This window comes from Streptomyces sp. NPDC024698, from assembly GCF_055559015.1.
On sequence record NZ_JBVHLK010000024.1, the window covers coordinates 1 to 16,382 of the forward strand.

Here is a 16,382-nt window from a genome sequence, read left to right on the forward strand (position 1 = left end):
GGAGACGGCGGCGGAGTAGTTGCGCACGTTCACCAGGGCTTTGACGGGGTCGATGACCTTGAAGTAGACGACCGCGTCGACGGTGAGTGTCACGTTGTCGGCGGTGATGGACCTTTGCGCCGGGATGCCGAGGACCTCGGTCTGTACGGACACCTTCCGCATCCGGTCCCCGATCGGCCTGATGACCCGCAGACCCGGCCCGCGGATGTCCGGCAGCAGCCGCCCGAAGCGGAACACCACACCCTTCTCGTACTGCTGGACATTGCGCACGCTCAAGGCGAGCAGGACGAACCCGGCCACGGCGAACACCACCAGCACAGTGATCAGAACACCCATCGTTCTCACATTCCTCACGTCGATGACGGCCCCGGACCCGAACGGTCGGGGAAGCACACGGCACGGGAGCACCCCGGCCTGTCGTGTGTGACGCGGCCGGGGTCAGGGGCTGCGGTGGAGGCACTGCGGTTTCCTGGGATCACGCGGCCACCTCCGGCTTCTGAGGCCACGTGCCACCAGGTTTCCAAGCCGCCCTCTTGATCTCGCGCCCTCCCGGCGTGCCGCTGCGGCCGTGGTGGTCACGGTGCGGAAGGTGTCCGGCAGGACGAAGAGAAGGGCGAGCTTCCGGGGATCGGCGTGGGGGAGGCATTCGCAGTCATGAGACGAACCCAGCTCCGGACCGACGCAACCGGCCCGAAATGATCAAATCACCGAAAGCGACACGGACAGGGAAGCCGGTGCGCGAAATACCCTCGGTGACGTCGAGCGTACTCCGCCGAGTGGCCGGACGGACTCCGCGTCCGGTCAACACGGCTGCCGCAGGACGGGGAACGAGCACCCGGCCCCGTCCGCGTCGTCCCGGCACCACCCGCCTCCACTGCTCCCACCGCCCGGGCCGACCGAGGCGCTGACCGCCCTCGACCGGTCCGGTGGCGAAACGGCCGGGCCGACAGCGCCCCCGGGTGTCACGCGCCCAGAGCCGGTCCGCCGGACAGCGTCAACGGACCGCGGTTTCTGGCCCCGGGCCATCCGTCGTAGCGGTGTGGATGCGGTCCATGAGCGACCGGGCCTCCGCCTCCGTGGCCGAGGGCGGTACGACCAGCAGGTCCCACCGGCCGCGGCCGGGCGCCAGCAGACAGACCATGGACGGGGTGTGCCGGCTGGCCGTCCGGCGCAGGCGTACCACGTGGTCGGCGACCAGGAGCCGCCCGGGGAACGGGGCCCATGCGGCGGCGTCCACCAGGACGCTGCTGACCTGACCGCAGCCGGACGGCAGTCCGGACAGCAACTGGGGCAGCTCGGACGTCAGATCGTCTGAGCGGGGCCACCAGGCACCGTCGACGCGCAGGGGCATGTGGCCCTGCGCCGATCGGGCCGGCAGGCGAAGGCGGACGCCGGACGACGAGGAGAGCGGGGGCGGGGGGGCGAGTGTCATGAGAACTCCTGAAGGGGATACGACCGATCGGGTTCAGGCGCGGCGCGCGGCGATACGGTCCGGGGTCGGCCGGCGCACGTCCGTGACCCAGCCAAGTCGTTCGAAAAGGCGGATGACGGCGGCCGAGGGGTCGAGTTGGCCGCGGTCGACGCCGTGCCGGGCACTCGTGGGGTCGGCATGGTGCAGGTTGTGCCAGCTCTCTCCGAAAGAGAGCAGGGCCAAAGGCCACAGGTTGGTGGCACGGTCATGGCGACGGGTGCGGAAGGGACGCTCGCCGATCACGTGACACAGGGAGTTCACGCTCCAGGTGACGTGGTGGAGCAGGGCGATGCGGACAAGTCCCGCCCACAGCAGGGCAGTCAGAGCGGACGTCCAGGTGCCGCCGATCAACCCGCCCGCGGCGAACGGTACGACGAGGGTGAGCACGCACAGCGCCGGGAAGGCCCGGGACACGGTCCGGATGTCGCGGTCGGCGACGAGGTCGGGAGCGTAACGCGCCGCGGACGTGGGGTCGTTGCGGAACAGCCAGCCCACGTGGGCGTCCACCAGACCCCGCAACTGGCCACGTACAGAGGTGCCGTAGCGGTAGGGAGAGTGCGGATCGCCCGGCCGGTCGGTGAAGGCGTGGTGGCGACGGTGGATGGCGACCCAGCCGATCACGTCGCCCTGGAAGCTCATCGACCCGGCTGTGGCGAGCGCGATACGCAGAGGCCGTACGGCCCGGTAGCTGCCGTGAGTCAGGCCCCGGTGGAAGCCGACCGTGATGCCGAGGCCGGTGACCGTGTAAAGCACGGCGGCGAGCAGCACATCGGCAGCATGGATCAGGCGACCCCACAACAACCAGCACGCCAGGCCGAGTGCCAGGAACGGCAGAAAGACGATCAACGCGGTGATCGTGAGGGACAGGAGCTCGTCACCGGTGCGCTCGGGAGCCGCTCCGCCGCGCGGGAACGGTGCCCTCCCGTCGTATTCCAGGCGCGGCGCGGCACGTTCCGGCGCAGCGGCTGACGGGGGACGGAAAGACTGAAGGGGCATGGCTGGTCCTTGACCTCGGGCGACGACAGTGCGGCCGGGGTCTTGGGCGGCGTCTCGTCTAGGACGGTTGGGTGCGATCGGCGGACGGTATGCCGGAGCCGAGCCAGGAGCGGGGCGGCCCGCGGCGTGCGTGGCGCCCCTGTGATGTGCGGGGTCGTCCCCGTTCCGGAGGTGGCTGCGGCGGCGGGCCGATCGCGGCCTCGGACGTCACGGGGCGGAACCCGCCCAGACCTTGGCGGCCCGTATCTCTCGTGCGACGAGGACGAGGCCCGTGCGATCACCGGCGTACGACGTGCCCTCGACGTCTGAAGCCTACTCCTGCCGGCACAACGGCCGCGGCGGCGCAGGGAGACGGAGCACGGAGTACGGTGAAGGTACCGAGGGCATTTCGCACACCGGCTTCCATGCCGGGTCGTTCCCGGCGAAAGGCGAAACCCGGGCCGCGACTTCACCGGCGGCCCGGAGACGGGTCCTCATCATGACCGCGACCTTCGAAGCAACCCTGCCGCGGCTCGCACCCGTCGCAGTTCCCCCCGCCCGTCTCGCACTGAAGGCCGACGCCCCCTCCCACGGACTCCTGGACGGCGCCTGGTGGCCGCGGTCCCGCGACCTGCTGCGCGAACTGCCCCCGCTCACTGACGTCCTGGACCCCCTGTGGGGACGCATCACCCATATCGCCGTCAACCCCGAGCACTGGCCGGTCATCCCTCACAAGGTGCCCGTCAGCGGCCATGTCGTGAAGGTCGGCTGGTTCACTCCGGAGATCGACCCGCACAAGCTTCTGCTCTTGTCCTACGGCACCGGCCGCTGGGACCTGCTGGTGATCCCGCCCGAGACCGACCCGGAATCAGCCGCACGTCTGATGACGACGGCATCCGAATGCGGCGGCCCTCCACTGACCGCGAGCGCACTCATCACCGCCGATCGAGCCCTGCACGACGTCTCCGCGCCCGGCCGGGTGCGGGACGCGGAGACGGCATGGGAGTCCGAGGGCGGTGCCTCGCAGATCACGACGACTGTCCCGAGGCAGGCCAGCCGACTGATCATCGGCGTGTGAGGTGCACGGCGGCGAAGACGCGAGGAGCCGGAGGAACCGAGCTTCACGCCCTGTTTCTCTTACCAAGGCCGGTGATTGGCGACCGGGCCTGCGGACACTAGGACGTGGTGCTGAAGATATGTCTGGTCGTCCTGCTCGACCTGCTGACGGTGAGCGCTCTCCTCGCCGCCGTCCTGGTCTCCCCCTGGTACTGGTGCGTCGCCGTCCCCCTGCTCGCGGCCGCGCTGGTGGCCGTCCATGATCTCGTTCAACGGCGGCACTCGCTTCTGCGGAACTACCCCCTGCTCGGGCATTTCCGATTCGCGCTGGAGGCGATGCGGCCGGAACTCCAGCAGTACTTCATCGAGCGGAACTTCGACGGCCGCCCCTTCGACCGTGACACGCGCAGCATCGTCTACGAGAGGGCCAAGGGAACCGCCGCCGAGGAGCCGTTCGGAACGGAACTCGATCTCTACCGGGCCGGCAGTGAGTACCTCACTCCGTCCATGGCTCCGCGGGAGGTGCCCGACACCGCGCACCGCGTGCGGATCGGTGGACCCGACTGCACCCAGCCGTACGACATGGCCCTGCTCAACGTCTCCGCGATGAGCTTCGGCTCGCTGTCGGCCCATGCCGTCCTGGCTCTCAACACCGGGGCTCAGCTCGGCGCCTTCGCCCACGACACGGGCGAGGGAGGTCTTTCCGAGTACCACCTGCGCCCCGGTGGCGACCTCGTGTGGGAGATCGGCACCGGCTACTTCGGCTGCCGGACGGACGACGGAGGCTTCGACGAGCGGCAGTTCGCCGACAAGGCGGCGCACGACCAGGTCAAGTGTGTGTCGCTGAAGATCAGTCAGGGGGCCAAGCCGGGGATCGGCGGAGTGCTGCCGGGAGCCAAGGTGAACGCGGAGATCGCCCGGGTGCGTGGCGTGCCGGAGGGAGAGACGGTCGTGTCGCCGCCGTTCCACCGGGTGTACACCACACCCCGCGAACTGGTTCGCTTCCTGGGCCGGATGCGTGAGCTGGCCGGCGGCAAACCCGTCGGGTTCAAACTGTGCGTCGGCTCGCGCCGCGAGTTCCTCGCCGTGTGCAAGGCCATGCTTGCGGAAGACACCACACCGGACTTCATCATCGTCGACGGCGCCGAGGGCGGTACGGGTGCGGCGCCGCTCGAATTCGCCGACAACGTCGGCCTGCCGCTCGGCGAGGGCTTGATGACCGTGCACAACGCCCTCGTGGGTATCGGGCTGCGCGAGCGGATCAAGATCGGCGCGAGCGGCAAGGTCGCCACGGGCAGTGATCTGGTGAAGCGCCTGGTCCAAGGCGCGGATTACACCAACGCGGCCCGGGCCATGATGTTCGCGGTCGGATGCATCCAGGCGCAGCGCTGCCACACCAACACCTGCCCCGTGGGGGTCGCCACCCAGGACGAGCGCCGCGGCCGGGCCGTCGACGTCGACGACAAGTCCCAGCGCGTCCACCGCTATCAGGCGGCGACGGTGAAGAGCGCCCTCCAGATCATGGCGGCGATGGGCGTCGACGATCCGAGCGGCCTGCACCCCTCCATGCTGCTCCAGCGGGTGGACCCGCACACCGTCCGCTCCTACGCCGAGCTCCATGAATGGCTCACACCCGGTCAGCTGCTGACATCAGCACCCGCCAGCTGGGCACCCGACTGGCAGGCAGCCCACCCGGACCGCTTCACCCACTGAACCGTGCCCTCGCACCACGGGGTCGCACCGGACCGAAAGGCATTCCTGTGGCACGCACTGTCGCCCATGTGATCGTCGACGCGCTCAAGGAACTGGGCGTCAGGCACGTCTTCGGGGTCGTCGGGGACGCGCTCAACCCGTTGACCGACGCCATCCGCACCAAGGACGGCCTGAGCTGGATCGGCTGCCGGCACGAAGAGGCCGCGGCATTCGCCGCGGGGGCCCAGTCGCAGCTCTCGGGAACCATCGGCGTATGCATGGGGACGGTGGGACCAGGATCCGTCCACCTCCTCAACGGGCTCTACGACGCCGCCAAGAGCCGGACACCGGTGCTGGCGATCTGCGGTCAGGTCCCCCTCGCCGAGATCGGCAGCGACTACTTCCAGGAAGTCGACAACGACCTGCTCTTCCGCGACGTAGCGGTCTACCGGGCCACGGTCACCTCCCCCGACCAGCTGCCACGCATGCTCGAATCGGCCGTGCGCGCCGCCGTCAGCAACGGCGGAGTGGCCGTGCTGACCGTTCCGGGTGACCTCGGTGACCAGGAGCTGAGCGAGGACCGGCCCACGCGCTTCGCCCTCGATCGGCCCGTCACCCGGCCCGACGACCCCGCGCTCGCCGAGGCCGCCGCGCTGCTCAACAGCGCCTCCCGCGTCACCCTCCTCGTCGGCCGCGGGGCGCGGGACGCCCGGACCGAGGTGCTCAGGACCGCCGAGCTGCTCGCCGCGCCCATGGTCCTCACCCTCAAGGCGAAGGAGGGTTTCGAGGAGGACAACCCCTTCCAGGTCGGCCAGACCGGTCTCATCGGCAACCCGGCCGCCGCCCACGCTCTCGACAAGGGCGACGCCCTCCTCATGCTGGGCACCGACTTCCCGTACCGCGACTGGTATCCCAAGGACTGCAAAGTCGTGCAGATCGACGCCCGTGAGGAGCACCTGGGACGCAGGGTCCCGGTGACCGTGGGACTGGCCGGCGACGTCGGCGCGACACTACGCGGCCTGCTTCCCCTGCTGAAGGCGGCGTCCGGCCGTGCCCACCTGGACGATGCCCGGGACCGGTTCGCCCACTGGCAGAAGGGGCAGCGACAGCTGGCCGATCCGGACCACGAGCGCCGTCCGACCGGCAGACTGCGCGCTGCCCTGGACAACCGGGACCACGAGATCCGCCCCGAGTCACTGGCGGCGGCGGTGGACACGTTCGCGGACCAGGACGCCGTCTTCACCTCCGACACGGGAATGGCCACCGTCTGGCTCTCCCGCTTCGTCACCATGAGCGGAACCCGGCGGCTGATCGGCTCCTACAATCTCGGCTCCATGGCCAACGCCATGCCGCAGGCCCTCGGGGCGCAACTCTGGGCGCCGGACCGGCAGATCGTCGCGTTCTGCGGCGACGGAGGGCTCAGCATGCTGCTGGGAGACCTCATGACGATCAAGACGTACAGGCTGCCGGTGAAGCTGGTCGTCTTCGACAACCGACGCCTCGGCATGGTCAAGCTGGAACAGGAGCAGGCGGGTCTGCCCGAGTTCGGCACGGAGCTCGACAACCCGGACTTCGCCGCCCTCGCCACAGCCCTCGGGATCACCGGCATCCGGGTCACCGACCCGGCCGAGCTCCACGACAGCGTGCGCCAGGCGTTCGAGACACCAGGGCCGGTCGTGCTGGACGTACTGACCAACCCGGAGGAGATCGCGGTGCCGGGCAAGCCGACCGTGGCACAGGGCTGGGGCTTCGCCATCGCCAAGGTCAAGGAGATGCTTTCGAGCAACGGAAGTTGACCCCTCCGTCAGTGGCGTGGAGATGTCCGTGCGTCGAATGCGCGAATGGCGTCCGTGTCCTGGCTGCCATCGGTGATCGCCCGGGCGAGCTCGGAGAGCTTGCGGCTGTGGGCGCGGGCGTAGGAGCGGAAGATCGCGAAGGCTTCGTCCACGGTCATCTGCCAGCGCTCGGCGAGGACGCCTTTGACCTGTTCGATGACGATGCGGCTGTTGAGGGCGTAATGGAGCTGATCGCGCTCGGCCTCGCTGTGGGCGAGCGTGCGCTGCTGGAGGATCGCGATGGTGGCCACGTCTGCGAGTGCTTGGGCGGGTTCGAGGTCCTGGGCGGCGAGGCGCGAAGGATTGTTCTGGAAGAGATTGAGCGCGCCGATGATCCGTCCGCGCAACCGGAGCGGCAGGGCGTTCGTGGCGACGAACCCGGTGTCCCGGGCGCTGCGGGTGAACTCGGGCCACCGCGCGGCCGCCTCGGGGTCGCAGAAGACCGCCTGCACGGCCAGACCGGACGCTTCCGCCACGAGTCCGGGCCAGCGGTCCTCGCGCACCCGGGCCAGGTCGTGCACGCGCACCGCCGTGCCGGCGGCCAGACTGTCCGGTCCCGGCCCCTGGCCGAGAGTGATCTGGAGGTCTTCGAAGTTGTCCGAGACCGTGCCCGAGGACCAGAGGATCTCCGTCACGCCGGGTCCGCCGCCCGCACTGACCGAGATCCCGTCCACGCCGAGCAGCTCGGCCGCGTCCGCCACCGCGTCCGACCAGACGTCGGTCTGGAGAAGCCGAAGGATCTTCGCCAGGCGGTCACTGATCATGCGGCCCGGCTGGATGGCAGATGGAGCCCGTTCGCATGTGGCCCGGCAGGAAGATCTTCGGCGAGCAGGAATTCCGTGCCGGCCATCCTCAGGAGCCGGCGCACGATCTCGGGCGGCTGGTGCAGCCGCACACCTGCCGTCGGTCCCCCACGACGCTCGGCGGCGAGGAAGACGTTCAGACTGCTGGCATCGCAGAAGGGGACCGCGCTGAGATCGACGTCGATGCCAGCCATTCTGTAGGTATGGCACTGCGCCAGGGCCGTGCGCACGCCCGAGACGGTGGCCAAGTCGATCTCACCTTCCACGAAGACGGTCGCCCGGTCATCAAATCGGTTCAGAATCATCGTACGCACAGCAGTGCCCCGGCTCCCCGACCCGCACCAGAACCAGAACAAGGTGCATGCGCGCGAGCAGGCTCGAAGGGAATGATCAGCGAGCTCGCCGAGGGACAGGCGCCGCCACATGCCGAAGTGCACCTGGCAGGCGTCAGAAAGGGGGTCGCAATCCGGAGGCTGCGCCGTCGATCGACAGGACGCGCCGGGGTCACGGACGCACGTCCATCATACTCACCGGCCACAAGCCCACCGAGGCTCCGTACCGGCCGCTGCCGAGGTCCGAAGCCGCCGCCAGGACTCCCCGGAGTCCCCCTCGCGGCGGATCCAGGTGCGAAATACGGTTTACGGGGTAGATGAATCACACAACCAGCTATCCCGCACGCCGCAGATCCTCAAGGGCGAGGAACGCCCGGACTTCCTGCGCCGTCAGGTCCTGACCTCCCGCAACGTGCACGGTGGCCGGCTCACCGACATCGCCCTGGGCAGCCTGAACTACCAGATCGAGCACCATCTTTTCCCGAGCATGCCGAGCCCGAACCTGCACAAGGCACAGGTCATTGTCCGTCGCTACTGCGAGGAGCTGGACATCGCCTACCTGGAGACCAGCCTGATCGCTTCCTACCGGCAGGCCCTGCGCAGTCTCCACGAGGCCGGCGCTCCGCTTCGCCGTACCGCGGCTGCCGAGTAGAGCCGACCGGACGGGCGGGGCGGTGGGTTCCGGCTCCGTTGCGCATGGACTGCCCGAATGCGGGTACCCGCGCTCTTGTCGGCCTCCAGCAGCCGGCGGTACGGGGGCTGGAACCGTGGGAGGGGCCTGACATGACGGTGACCGAGACGACATCGCTACGGACCGAGGCACTACCGGAGATAGCCGACCCCTCGCGGGTTGCGCCCAAGGATGCCCGGCAGTTGTCCAGGCAGTTCTTCGACCGGCTCGCCGTGCTCGAAGAGGGCACACCCGAGTACCAGTACGCGCGCAACACGCTCATCGAGATGAACATGACCCTCGTCCGCTTCGCCGCCGCTCGGTTCCGCAGCCGCGGCCAGGACGAGATGCAGGATGTCGTCCAGGTCGGCATGGTCGGGCTGATCAAGGCCATCGACCGCTTCGAGCTCACCCGCGAAGTCGAGTTCACCTCCTTCGCGATTCCTTACATCGTCGGTGAGATGAAGCGCTTCTTCCGCGACACTTCCTGGGCCGTCCACGTCCCCCGGCGGCTACAGGAGGCGCGGATCCATCTCGCTCAGGCGACCGAGGAACTCCGCAGCCGGCTCGGCCGCGCCCCCACGGTCAAGGAACTCTCGCAGCTGATGTGCCTGAGCGAGGAGGAGGTCAACGAAGCACGTGTCGCCTCCAACGGCTACACCTCCTCCTCCCTCGACGCGGCCATAGGCTCCAGCGACGAAGGTGAAGGCGCCCTGGCCGACTTCATCGGCACCGACGACAACGCCCTCCACCTCGTCGAGGACTTCAACGCCCTCGCGCCCATGATCGCCCAGCTCGACGACCGCGAACGGCGCATCATTCACATGCGCTTCGTCGACGAGTGCACCCAGGCCCAGATCGGCGACCACCTCGGCATCTCCCAGATGCACGTCTCCCGCCTGCTCAAGCGCACCCTCACCAGACTCCGCGAAGGAATGCTCACCACCAACTGAACAGGGGCCCTCGGCCGCTCAGGCCCGGTCGCTGGTCGCCGTGCCTCCCGCCATGGCCGGGCTCGTGGTGCCCGAAGCCTCCGAGGCGACGCCCTCCACGGTCCGGGCGAGACGGGGCAGCATGCTGCGGTGCCGCAACTGGATCAGGAAGTCGAGGGGCGCCGTGTGCAGGGCTCCTCCCGGTCCGCGTAGCGGGTGCTCATCGACCAGGACCAACGTCTGTCCGCCCCAGGGGCGTATCTCAATGGCGATGCGGGCCGTGCCCAAGCGGCCGCTGTCGGCCTCCAGCTCCAGCCAGCGGGGCGGTTCCACCCGCCGGACCACCGTCCGCCCTTCGAGGGCCCACGGCCCCAGGTCCAAACGAAACGCCAGCTCCGCGTCGACCTGCGGCCACCGAGTGTCCAGTGGCCAGGAGGCAGAGGTCCCCACGACCCAGTCGGCGTAGAGCCGGGGATCCTCCAGAACCGCCCAGACGGCGTCAGGGGGCTGCTCGATCACCTGATGTCGCATAGCCATGACTAACCCCTGAAATAGTGATGGTCATCCGCGGCGCGTGGGACCTCGTCCGGCTCACGCGTCTCCCTGGATTCATGCACGGGACCGGACTCCGGCAGCGTGGGCCGCTCATGGGTCCGGGGCGGCCCCGGCTCATGCCGGCGCGATGTGACGCCCAGCCGGACCGCCCACACCAGAGCGCCGACGATGAGCAGTCCGCCCGCCAGGGCGCCGAGCATCGCGAAGGCCGCATGCGACAGGGCTATTTCCCAGTATGTCGCTTTCATGACGTGCGAGTACCCCCGGATGCGACGTCGAGACTCCGAGACGGATACCAGTCGACCGACAACGACCTCGGCTCACCGCCCAGGCGGCCGCGGCAGCGTGGACCCGCTCGCAGCCTCCTCCTGAACGAACACGGGCGGCAGGCCGCGCAGCGAAGCGTCTACGGGGTAGCAGCATCTTCCGTGCCGTCCGGGGTACATGTCGGAACAAACGGAGAGAAGATGAACAAATATGGAGTCATCCGGCAGGGAATCGCGGCCGCCGAGCACTCGCCCCATGACCACCACTGTCCCTTTGAGCGGCGACAACGACTGTATCGCCGCGGCGCGCCATATCGCGGCGGAGTTCCTCACCCATGCCCAGGCGGATCAGAGCGTCGCCGTCTCCGCCCGCGCGATGGACGTGACCCGGCTGGTGGTCAGCGAACTGGTCACCAATGCCCGTAAGTACGCCCCGGGGCCCATATTCATGGAGCTGCGCATCGAGAAGACCGCTGTGGAGGTGACCGTGCGCGACAGCCGCCGCGCCCGTCCGGTCGCGTGCTCCGCCGATCCCCTCCGGGCGGGTCAGCACGGCCTGGAGATCGTCAGGGCTGTCACCCGCACGTTCCAGGTCCAGGTGGAACCGTCCGGCAAGCGCGTCACGGCACACATCGCCCTGGGTGACGACGCGGGACCCGGGCGACGCTGAAGCCCGGCCCGTGAATAAGAATTGACTGTTTTCGCCATGCCTGTGTGAAATCCAGAATGCCGGGAACTCGACGTTCTGAAGAAAGTCACCGAATTTGGATGACACTTCTACGACTCCGCAGTTTTTCTGCGGACCCGGCGAATGATTTCGATGAGGGAGCCGTTTTATGAGTGACAGCATCTGGGGCTACCAGGCGACCACCGGCCACATCGCGGGCACCGATCTGACCGGGTACAAGGTCGAAGCGACCGACGGCAGTATCGGGAAGGTCGACAAGCACTCGGACGACGTCAGCTCCTCGTACCTCGTCGTCGACACCGGCGTATGGATCTTCGGGAAGCATGTTCTGCTGCCGGCCGGAACCGTGAAAACGGTCGACCAGGCCGAGCGGAAGGTCTATGTCGCGCTCACCAAGGACCAGATCAAGGACTCTCCCGAGTTCGACAAGGACAAGCACGTCGGCGACGCCGGCTATCACGAGCAGGTCGGCGGCTACTACGAGAACCACCGCGCCTGACCTCAGGGATCAGTGCGAAGTGGGGCCGCCCGGAGTCGCTCCGGGCGGCCCCACTTTCCATGCGTCCTGAGCGTCTCGGCCGTCGCTACTGACTCCGCGGCGCGTCGAACAGGGCGCTGACGGACTCACCGTTGTGAATGCGCCGTACCGCCTCGGCGAGCGCCGGGGCGATGGACAGGACGCTCAGCTTCTCGGTGTACTCCTCGACCGGGACCGGCACGGTGTTGGTGCAGACGATCTCCAGTACGTCGGGCTGTTCGCTCAGCCGCTTGAGCGCGCCCGCCGCGAACAGACCGTGGGTACAGGCGACCCGGATCGACCTCGGACCCAACTCGCGGAGCCGGTCCAGGAGTTCGAGGACCGTGCTGCCCTTGGCTATCTCGTCGTCGAGCACGATGACATCGCGCCCGGTGATCTCGCCGATGACCGAGTTGATGCTCACCCGGTCGTCGGCGAACCGCTGCTTGGCACCGGCGGCCACCTGCGCGCCGATGAGCCGCGCGAACGCGGCGGCCTCCTTGGCGTTGCCGAGATCGGGCGAGACCACCGTCGTACGCGAGAGGTCGTTGCTCCGGAAGTGCGCGGCCAGCTCCCGCAGCGCGTGCAGATGGTCGACCGGCACCGAGAAGAACCCGTGCACCTGCGGGGAGTGCAGCGTCATCGCGAGGACCCGGCTCGCCCCGGCCGCCACCAGCAGATCCGCCACGAGCCGGCCGCCCAGGGAGATCCGGGGCATGTCCTTCTTGTCCGAACGCGCATACGAATAATGCGGCATGACCACGGTGATCCGCCCGGCGGAGGCACCGCGCGCCGCGTCGCACATCATCAGCAGTTCGACCAGGTGTTCCTGGACCGGGGTGACGAGGGGCTGCACCAGGAAGACATCGCGTTCGCGGCAGTTGGCCTGGAGCTGGACCTCCAGGCAGTCGTTGGCGAACCGGCTGACCCGGGTCGGGCTGAGGGGCACACCGAGGTGCGCGCAGAGCTCGGCCGCGAGCTCTGGATGGGCACTACCGCTGAACACGGCGATGTCACGCACGTCCGCTCCTCGCATGGTCGAACCGGATCGCGTAGCCGGGCCCAAGATCGGCCCGGAGCCCGCACCTCATGCTACTGGCCGCCTTTCGGGCCTTCGACCGGGGACTTTCCGGTTGCGGAACCACTCGGGAGGTGCCGGACGCGCCGGGCGGCCTGTCAACGGACTTGGAGGGTAGACGGACGGTCGAAAGGAGGAACGTCGACATGACGACGTCCATCAAGCGCATGCCGGGCTGGGCGAAGGTTCTCTCCGCCTTCGTGCTGGTGCTCGTGGTGCTGTTCGCCGGGCTGCGGCTGGCCGTTCTGCCGGGTCTGCGCGATGTGTTCGGCACGGAGACGCGCGACAATTCGGGCCCCACCCTGCTCAAGTCCATCCAGGACATGAGCCGTTACGACGCCGCGTCGGGCAACTTCCAGGTGGTCGTGGACCTGGAGAAGGACGCGAAGTACCTGCCCGACGCGATCCGCGGCACCCGCACGCTGTACGTGGGAGCGGGCACCGTCGACGCCTATGTCGATCTCGGGCGCATCGGCCAGAAGGACGTGACGGTCAACGGCGACCGTACGTCGGCCACGCTGCGGCTGCCGCACGCGGCGCTGGGCAAGCCCGCCCTCGACCCCGACCACTCCTACGCCGTCTCGAAACAGCGGGGTCTGCTCGACCGGATCGGGGACCTGTTCTCGGACAACCCGAACAACGAGCGGGCGGTGCAACGGCTCGCGGCCAAGCACATCGGCAAGGCCGCACAGGACAGCCGCCTCACCGCGCGGGCCGAGGAGAACACCACCAGCATGCTCGAAGGCCTGCTGCGTTCCCTCGGCTTCACCGACGTGAAGGTCACCTACGGCACCTGATTCCCCACGGGGGTGCCCGTCGGCGCCGGGGCGGACCCCATGTCCGCGGCCGGCGCCGACGGCCGTCCCGGGGACGGTGTTCCGTTCTCCCTCCCGAGCCGCGGGCATTCTCGGCCCGGTCGGGGGTAAGCGGGCTGCACCAGACGGCGGTTGAAAAGGGGAGGGTCTCATGGTCCGCACCGCGTTGCGCGCTCGTGCCGCGAAGGCCGGACGGGGGAAGCCGGCATCGAAGCCGGGACCGGACCGGGACAAGGGCGCGGCGAAGGCCGGGCAGGAGAAGCCGGAGACGTCACGGTCGTTCTTCGGCCGCGGGAAGCCGGCACCCAAGGCCGGGCGGGCCACGAAGGCAGGGCAGGGAAAGCCTGACACGTCACGGTCGTTCTTCGGCCGCGGGACGCCGAAGCGGACACCCGCCCCGACGCCGGCACGGGAAAGAAAGGCGCTTCCCCTGCCGCTCCGGCTCCTGGCCATGCTGGTCGCGTTCGCCGCCATGGTGGCGTTCGCCGTCGTACTGGCACGGCTGACCCTGGAGCCCTCACCCGCGTCCGCGGCCCTGATCCACAACAATCTCCACCCCGGGGCCTCGCTGCGCGCCTACCTCGACCAGCCGGAACTGCGCGACGCCGTCAAGCAGATCGGCGGGAACCTCGTGCTCGGCGTGCCCTTCGGCGTGCTGCTGCCCGTGGTGTTCCCCAGGACCCGCGGGATCCTGCGCGTCCTCCTGCTCACCGCGGCCGTCATGTTCCTGGTCGAGCTGGTGCAGGGAGCCCTCATCACCGGACGCTCCTTCGACATCGACGACGTCATCCTCAACACGTCCGGCGCGCTGGTGGGTTACCTGCTCCTGGGCCGGCGGCTCGGCCGGGCCGTGCACCCCAGGAAGCGTCTGCGCGCCTGAAGGCCGATCACCTTGATCCGCTCTCCGCGGGCCCCTGCCACGACGGCGGGGGCCCGCGGAGTGCCTCGGTGCGGTGCGCGTCAGTGCGGATGCCAGGTGAGCTTGTCGCCGCCCACCCAGCGGACCAGGTCGGGGTCGTCCAGATCGTGGACCGTGATGCCGTACGCCGCCGCGTACTCCAGGACGTCCGTGATCGCCCTCGCCTCGCCCACCATCTCGCCGTCGATCTCCATGATCCGGAACGGGGGCGTGCCCGGTTGTACCCCGAGCACCATGATCCGTGGGTGGGAGATGTGAGGGCTCGCGCTTTCGGTCATGACAAAAGCGTAAGGCGATTCCGGCCGTTCCCGCTGGTCAGCGGCGGCACACGGGACGCCCGTCGCCCGTGCCGCCCGGACGGGGCGCGGCGGCCGACCTCCGGGCGTTGACCCGGCCGGGTGAAAAGCCGCCCCGTGCCCCGCGCACCGCTGACCCGCGGACCCGGCGTCGCCCCGAGGCGCACCCGAGGCGCACCCGAGGCGCACCCGCCGTGCGCTCGGGCGGCGGCTGGGCAACGCTGGGAGAGCGCGCGCCGGCCGACGCGACCGCGGGAAGGAGTGCCGATGGACCCCGTCGAGGCCCTGGACCGGATCGCGTTCCTGCTGGAGCGGAGTCTGGCGCCCACCTATCGGGTACGGGCCTTTCGTACCGCGCGGACGCTGCTCGCCGGGCTGTCCGCCGACGAGGTCCGCGAGCGCGCGGGGAACGGCACGCTGGAGTCGCTCAAGGGAATCGGCCCGAAGACCGCGCAGGTGGTGCGGGAGGCGCTGGCCGGCGAGGTGCCCGGCTACCTGGAGAAGGTGGAGCGTGAGTCCGCGGGACCGCTCACTGAGGGCGGTGAGGAACTGCGGGAGCTGGTGCGGGGGGACTGCCATCTGCACTCCGACTGGTCGGACGGCGGCAGCCCGATCGAGGAGATGGGGCGCACGGCGGCACGGCTCGGCCACGAGTGGGCGGCGCTCACCGACCACTCGCCCCGGCTGACCGTGGCGAACGGTCTGTCACCGGAGCGGCTGCGCGAGCAACTGGCGGTCGTCGCCGCTCTGAACGAACGCTGGGCCCCCTTCCGGCTGCTGACCGGCATCGAGTGCGACATCCTCGACGACGGATCGCTCGACCAGGAGCCGGAGCTGCTGGAGCAGCTGGACGTGGTGGTGGTGTCCGTGCACTCCAAACTCCGGATGGAGTCGCGCCCGATGACCCGCCGTATGATCGCCGCCGTCCGCGATCCGCACGCGGACATCCTCGGCCACTGCACCGGCCGGCTGATCGAGGGCCGCGCTCGGCCCGAGTCCGCGTTCGACGCGGACGCCGTCTTCGCGGCCTGCGCGGAGTCCGGCACGGCCGTCGAGATCAACAGCCGTCCGGAACGCCTCGACCCGCCGCGCCGGCTGCTGCGCCAGGCCGTCGACGCCGGAGTTCTCTTCTCCCTGGACACGGACGCGCACGCACCTGGACAGCTCGACTGGCAGATCTACGGCTGTGCGCGGGCCGAGGAGTGCGGAGTACCGCCGGAGCGCGTCGTCACGACGTGGACCCTGGAACAGCTGCTCACCTGGACCCGGACCCGGGAGACCCCGTGACGCACGTCACCGCCGGGGACGCCGTTCCGGGGAACACCCATAGGTAGTTACCCGTTGAACAAAACGTGGGCGCACCTGGCACCGCCACCGGCGCCCGCCACCGAACGACCCCGACCGCGATTCCCCCGTCCGGTCGGGGTCTTTTCTCTGCCCTCCAGGTCGGCCCGGATCAGGTCGGCGGATCGGCCGCAGGCC

Annotated in this window: 18 protein-coding genes and 1 pseudogene; 10 read left to right on the forward strand and 9 right to left on the reverse strand. The window is 69.3% G+C overall.

Annotation, left to right across the window (positions count from 1 at the left end):
* From ACZ4AA_RS33010 to ACZ4AA_RS33020, 3 genes are all read right to left on the reverse strand, one after another.
* Positions 1-336 (reverse strand): SPFH domain-containing protein (locus ACZ4AA_RS33010; protein WP_467610921.1); only part of this gene is annotated, 336 nt, incomplete at its 3' end.
* Between the two features lie 658 nt (positions 337-994).
* Positions 995-1,432, reverse strand: coding sequence for a DUF5994 family protein (locus tag ACZ4AA_RS33015; RefSeq protein ID WP_467610923.1), 438 nt, complete (start codon positions 1,430-1,432; stop codon positions 995-997).
* A 33-nt stretch (positions 1,433-1,465) separates the two neighbouring features.
* A complete protein-coding gene (locus tag ACZ4AA_RS33020; protein ID WP_467610925.1) occupies positions 1,466-2,467 on the reverse strand; it encodes an acyl-CoA desaturase in 1,002 nt (333 codons plus the stop codon).
* A 478-nt stretch (positions 2,468-2,945) separates the two neighbouring features.
* On the opposite strand from ACZ4AA_RS33020, the gene ACZ4AA_RS33025 reads away from it, so the two are divergent.
* The 3 genes from ACZ4AA_RS33025 (at position 2,946) to ACZ4AA_RS33035 (ending at position 6,990) form a co-directional block, all read left to right on the forward strand.
* Positions 2,946-3,524 (forward strand): DUF5994 family protein, encoded by a 579-nt coding sequence (locus tag ACZ4AA_RS33025; protein WP_467610927.1) that lies wholly within the window; start codon positions 2,946-2,948, stop codon positions 3,522-3,524.
* Positions 3,525-3,631: 107 nt separating this feature from the next.
* Positions 3,632-5,215, forward strand: coding sequence for an FMN-binding glutamate synthase family protein (locus tag ACZ4AA_RS33030; protein ID WP_467610929.1), 1,584 nt, complete (start codon positions 3,632-3,634; stop codon positions 5,213-5,215).
* 47 nt (positions 5,216-5,262) lie between these two features.
* Positions 5,263-6,990 (forward strand): thiamine pyrophosphate-dependent enzyme, encoded by a 1,728-nt coding sequence (locus tag ACZ4AA_RS33035; RefSeq protein WP_467610931.1) that lies wholly within the window; start codon positions 5,263-5,265, stop codon positions 6,988-6,990.
* A gap of 8 nt (positions 6,991-6,998) precedes the next feature.
* On the opposite strand, the gene ACZ4AA_RS33040 is transcribed toward ACZ4AA_RS33035, so the two are convergent.
* Positions 6,999-7,793, reverse strand: a complete 795-nt coding sequence (locus tag ACZ4AA_RS33040) for an ANTAR domain-containing protein (protein ID WP_467610933.1) — start codon at positions 7,791-7,793, stop codon at positions 6,999-7,001.
* Positions 7,790-8,137 carry an STAS domain-containing protein gene (locus ACZ4AA_RS33045; RefSeq protein WP_467610935.1) on the reverse strand — a complete coding sequence of 116 codons (348 nt, stop codon included), beginning with the start codon at positions 8,135-8,137 and terminating at the stop codon, positions 7,790-7,792. Before ACZ4AA_RS33045 ends, ACZ4AA_RS33040 begins: the two co-directional genes overlap by 4 nt.
* Positions 8,138-8,516: 379 nt before the next feature.
* Between ACZ4AA_RS33045 and ACZ4AA_RS33050 the strand changes: the two are divergent.
* Both ACZ4AA_RS33050 and ACZ4AA_RS33055 read left to right on the forward strand, forming a co-directional pair.
* Positions 8,517-8,816: pseudogene (locus ACZ4AA_RS33050) on the forward strand (fatty acid desaturase family protein); the annotation flags it as partial.
* Between the two features lie 131 nt (positions 8,817-8,947).
* The gene (locus ACZ4AA_RS33055; protein ID WP_467610937.1) at positions 8,948-9,787 is read left to right on the forward strand and encodes an RNA polymerase sigma factor SigF; all 840 of its coding nucleotides are present in this window, start codon (positions 8,948-8,950) and stop codon (positions 9,785-9,787) included.
* Between the two features lie 18 nt (positions 9,788-9,805).
* Here the strand turns inward: ACZ4AA_RS33055 and ACZ4AA_RS33060 are convergent, their stop codons facing one another.
* Entirely contained in the window at positions 9,806-10,303 is a 498-nt protein-coding gene (locus ACZ4AA_RS33060; protein ID WP_467610939.1) for an SRPBCC family protein, read from the reverse strand.
* A gap of 2 nt (positions 10,304-10,305) precedes the next feature.
* A complete protein-coding gene (locus ACZ4AA_RS33065) occupies positions 10,306-10,569 on the reverse strand; it encodes a DUF6479 family protein (RefSeq protein ID WP_467610941.1) in 264 nt (87 codons plus the stop codon).
* A gap of 274 nt (positions 10,570-10,843) precedes the next feature.
* Here ACZ4AA_RS33065 and ACZ4AA_RS33070 point away from each other — a divergent pair, with 274 nt between their 5' ends.
* Both ACZ4AA_RS33070 and ACZ4AA_RS33075 read left to right on the forward strand, forming a co-directional pair.
* A complete protein-coding gene (locus ACZ4AA_RS33070) occupies positions 10,844-11,257 on the forward strand; it encodes an ATP-binding protein (RefSeq protein ID WP_467610943.1) in 414 nt (137 codons plus the stop codon).
* A gap of 166 nt (positions 11,258-11,423) precedes the next feature.
* The gene (locus tag ACZ4AA_RS33075) at positions 11,424-11,774 is read left to right on the forward strand and encodes a PRC-barrel domain-containing protein (RefSeq protein WP_467610945.1); all 351 of its coding nucleotides are present in this window, start codon (positions 11,424-11,426) and stop codon (positions 11,772-11,774) included.
* Between the two features lie 85 nt (positions 11,775-11,859).
* Here ACZ4AA_RS33075 and ACZ4AA_RS33080 read toward each other — a convergent pair whose 3' ends face one another.
* Complete coding sequence (locus tag ACZ4AA_RS33080; protein WP_467610947.1) at positions 11,860-12,813, reverse strand: ribose-phosphate diphosphokinase; 954 nt, start codon at positions 12,811-12,813, stop codon at positions 11,860-11,862.
* 203 nt (positions 12,814-13,016) lie between these two features.
* Here ACZ4AA_RS33080 and ACZ4AA_RS33085 point away from each other — a divergent pair, with 203 nt between their 5' ends.
* Together ACZ4AA_RS33085 and ACZ4AA_RS33090 are read left to right on the forward strand one after the other, a co-directional pair.
* Positions 13,017-13,667, forward strand: a complete 651-nt coding sequence (locus ACZ4AA_RS33085; protein ID WP_467610949.1) for a DUF4230 domain-containing protein — start codon at positions 13,017-13,019, stop codon at positions 13,665-13,667.
* Between the two features lie 169 nt (positions 13,668-13,836).
* Positions 13,837-14,565, forward strand: a complete 729-nt coding sequence (locus ACZ4AA_RS33090) for a VanZ family protein (RefSeq protein WP_467610951.1) — start codon at positions 13,837-13,839, stop codon at positions 14,563-14,565.
* Positions 14,566-14,645: 80 nt separating this feature from the next.
* Here the strand turns inward: ACZ4AA_RS33090 and ACZ4AA_RS33095 are convergent, their stop codons facing one another.
* Complete coding sequence (locus ACZ4AA_RS33095; protein WP_467610953.1) at positions 14,646-14,882, reverse strand: hypothetical protein; 237 nt, start codon at positions 14,880-14,882, stop codon at positions 14,646-14,648.
* Positions 14,883-15,167: 285 nt separating this feature from the next.
* Here ACZ4AA_RS33095 and ACZ4AA_RS33100 point away from each other — a divergent pair, with 285 nt between their 5' ends.
* Positions 15,168-16,187, forward strand: coding sequence for a PHP domain-containing protein (locus ACZ4AA_RS33100; RefSeq protein WP_467610955.1), 1,020 nt, complete (start codon positions 15,168-15,170; stop codon positions 16,185-16,187).
* The last annotated feature ends 195 nt before the right edge of the window (positions 16,188-16,382 follow it).

What these genes read in the sequence shown, in the direction of transcription:
- ACZ4AA_RS33015 (WP_467610923.1), bottom strand. Translation starts at nt 1,432, where the DNA reads ATGACACTCGCCCCCCCGCCCCCGCTCTCCTCGTCGTCCGGCGTCCGC.
- ACZ4AA_RS33020 (WP_467610925.1), bottom strand. Translation starts at nt 2,467, where the DNA reads ATGCCCCTTCAGTCTTTCCGTCCCCCGTCAGCCGCTGCGCCGGAACGT.
- ACZ4AA_RS33025 (WP_467610927.1), top strand. Translation starts at nt 2,946, where the DNA reads ATGACCGCGACCTTCGAAGCAACCCTGCCGCGGCTCGCACCCGTCGCA.
- ACZ4AA_RS33040 (WP_467610933.1), bottom strand. Translation starts at nt 7,793, where the DNA reads ATGATCAGTGACCGCCTGGCGAAGATCCTTCGGCTTCTCCAGACCGAC.
- ACZ4AA_RS33045 (WP_467610935.1), bottom strand. Translation starts at nt 8,137, where the DNA reads ATGATTCTGAACCGATTTGATGACCGGGCGACCGTCTTCGTGGAAGGT.
- ACZ4AA_RS33055 (WP_467610937.1), top strand. Translation starts at nt 8,948, where the DNA reads ATGACGGTGACCGAGACGACATCGCTACGGACCGAGGCACTACCGGAG.
- ACZ4AA_RS33060 (WP_467610939.1), bottom strand. Translation starts at nt 10,303, where the DNA reads ATGGCTATGCGACATCAGGTGATCGAGCAGCCCCCTGACGCCGTCTGG.
- ACZ4AA_RS33065 (WP_467610941.1), bottom strand. Translation starts at nt 10,569, where the DNA reads ATGAAAGCGACATACTGGGAAATAGCCCTGTCGCATGCGGCCTTCGCG.
- ACZ4AA_RS33070 (WP_467610943.1), top strand. Translation starts at nt 10,844, where the DNA reads ATGACCACCACTGTCCCTTTGAGCGGCGACAACGACTGTATCGCCGCG.
- ACZ4AA_RS33075 (WP_467610945.1), top strand. Translation starts at nt 11,424, where the DNA reads ATGAGTGACAGCATCTGGGGCTACCAGGCGACCACCGGCCACATCGCG.
- ACZ4AA_RS33085 (WP_467610949.1), top strand. Translation starts at nt 13,017, where the DNA reads ATGACGACGTCCATCAAGCGCATGCCGGGCTGGGCGAAGGTTCTCTCC.
- ACZ4AA_RS33090 (WP_467610951.1), top strand. Translation starts at nt 13,837, where the DNA reads ATGGTCCGCACCGCGTTGCGCGCTCGTGCCGCGAAGGCCGGACGGGGG.
- ACZ4AA_RS33095 (WP_467610953.1), bottom strand. Translation starts at nt 14,882, where the DNA reads ATGACCGAAAGCGCGAGCCCTCACATCTCCCACCCACGGATCATGGTG.
- ACZ4AA_RS33100 (WP_467610955.1), top strand. Translation starts at nt 15,168, where the DNA reads ATGGACCCCGTCGAGGCCCTGGACCGGATCGCGTTCCTGCTGGAGCGG.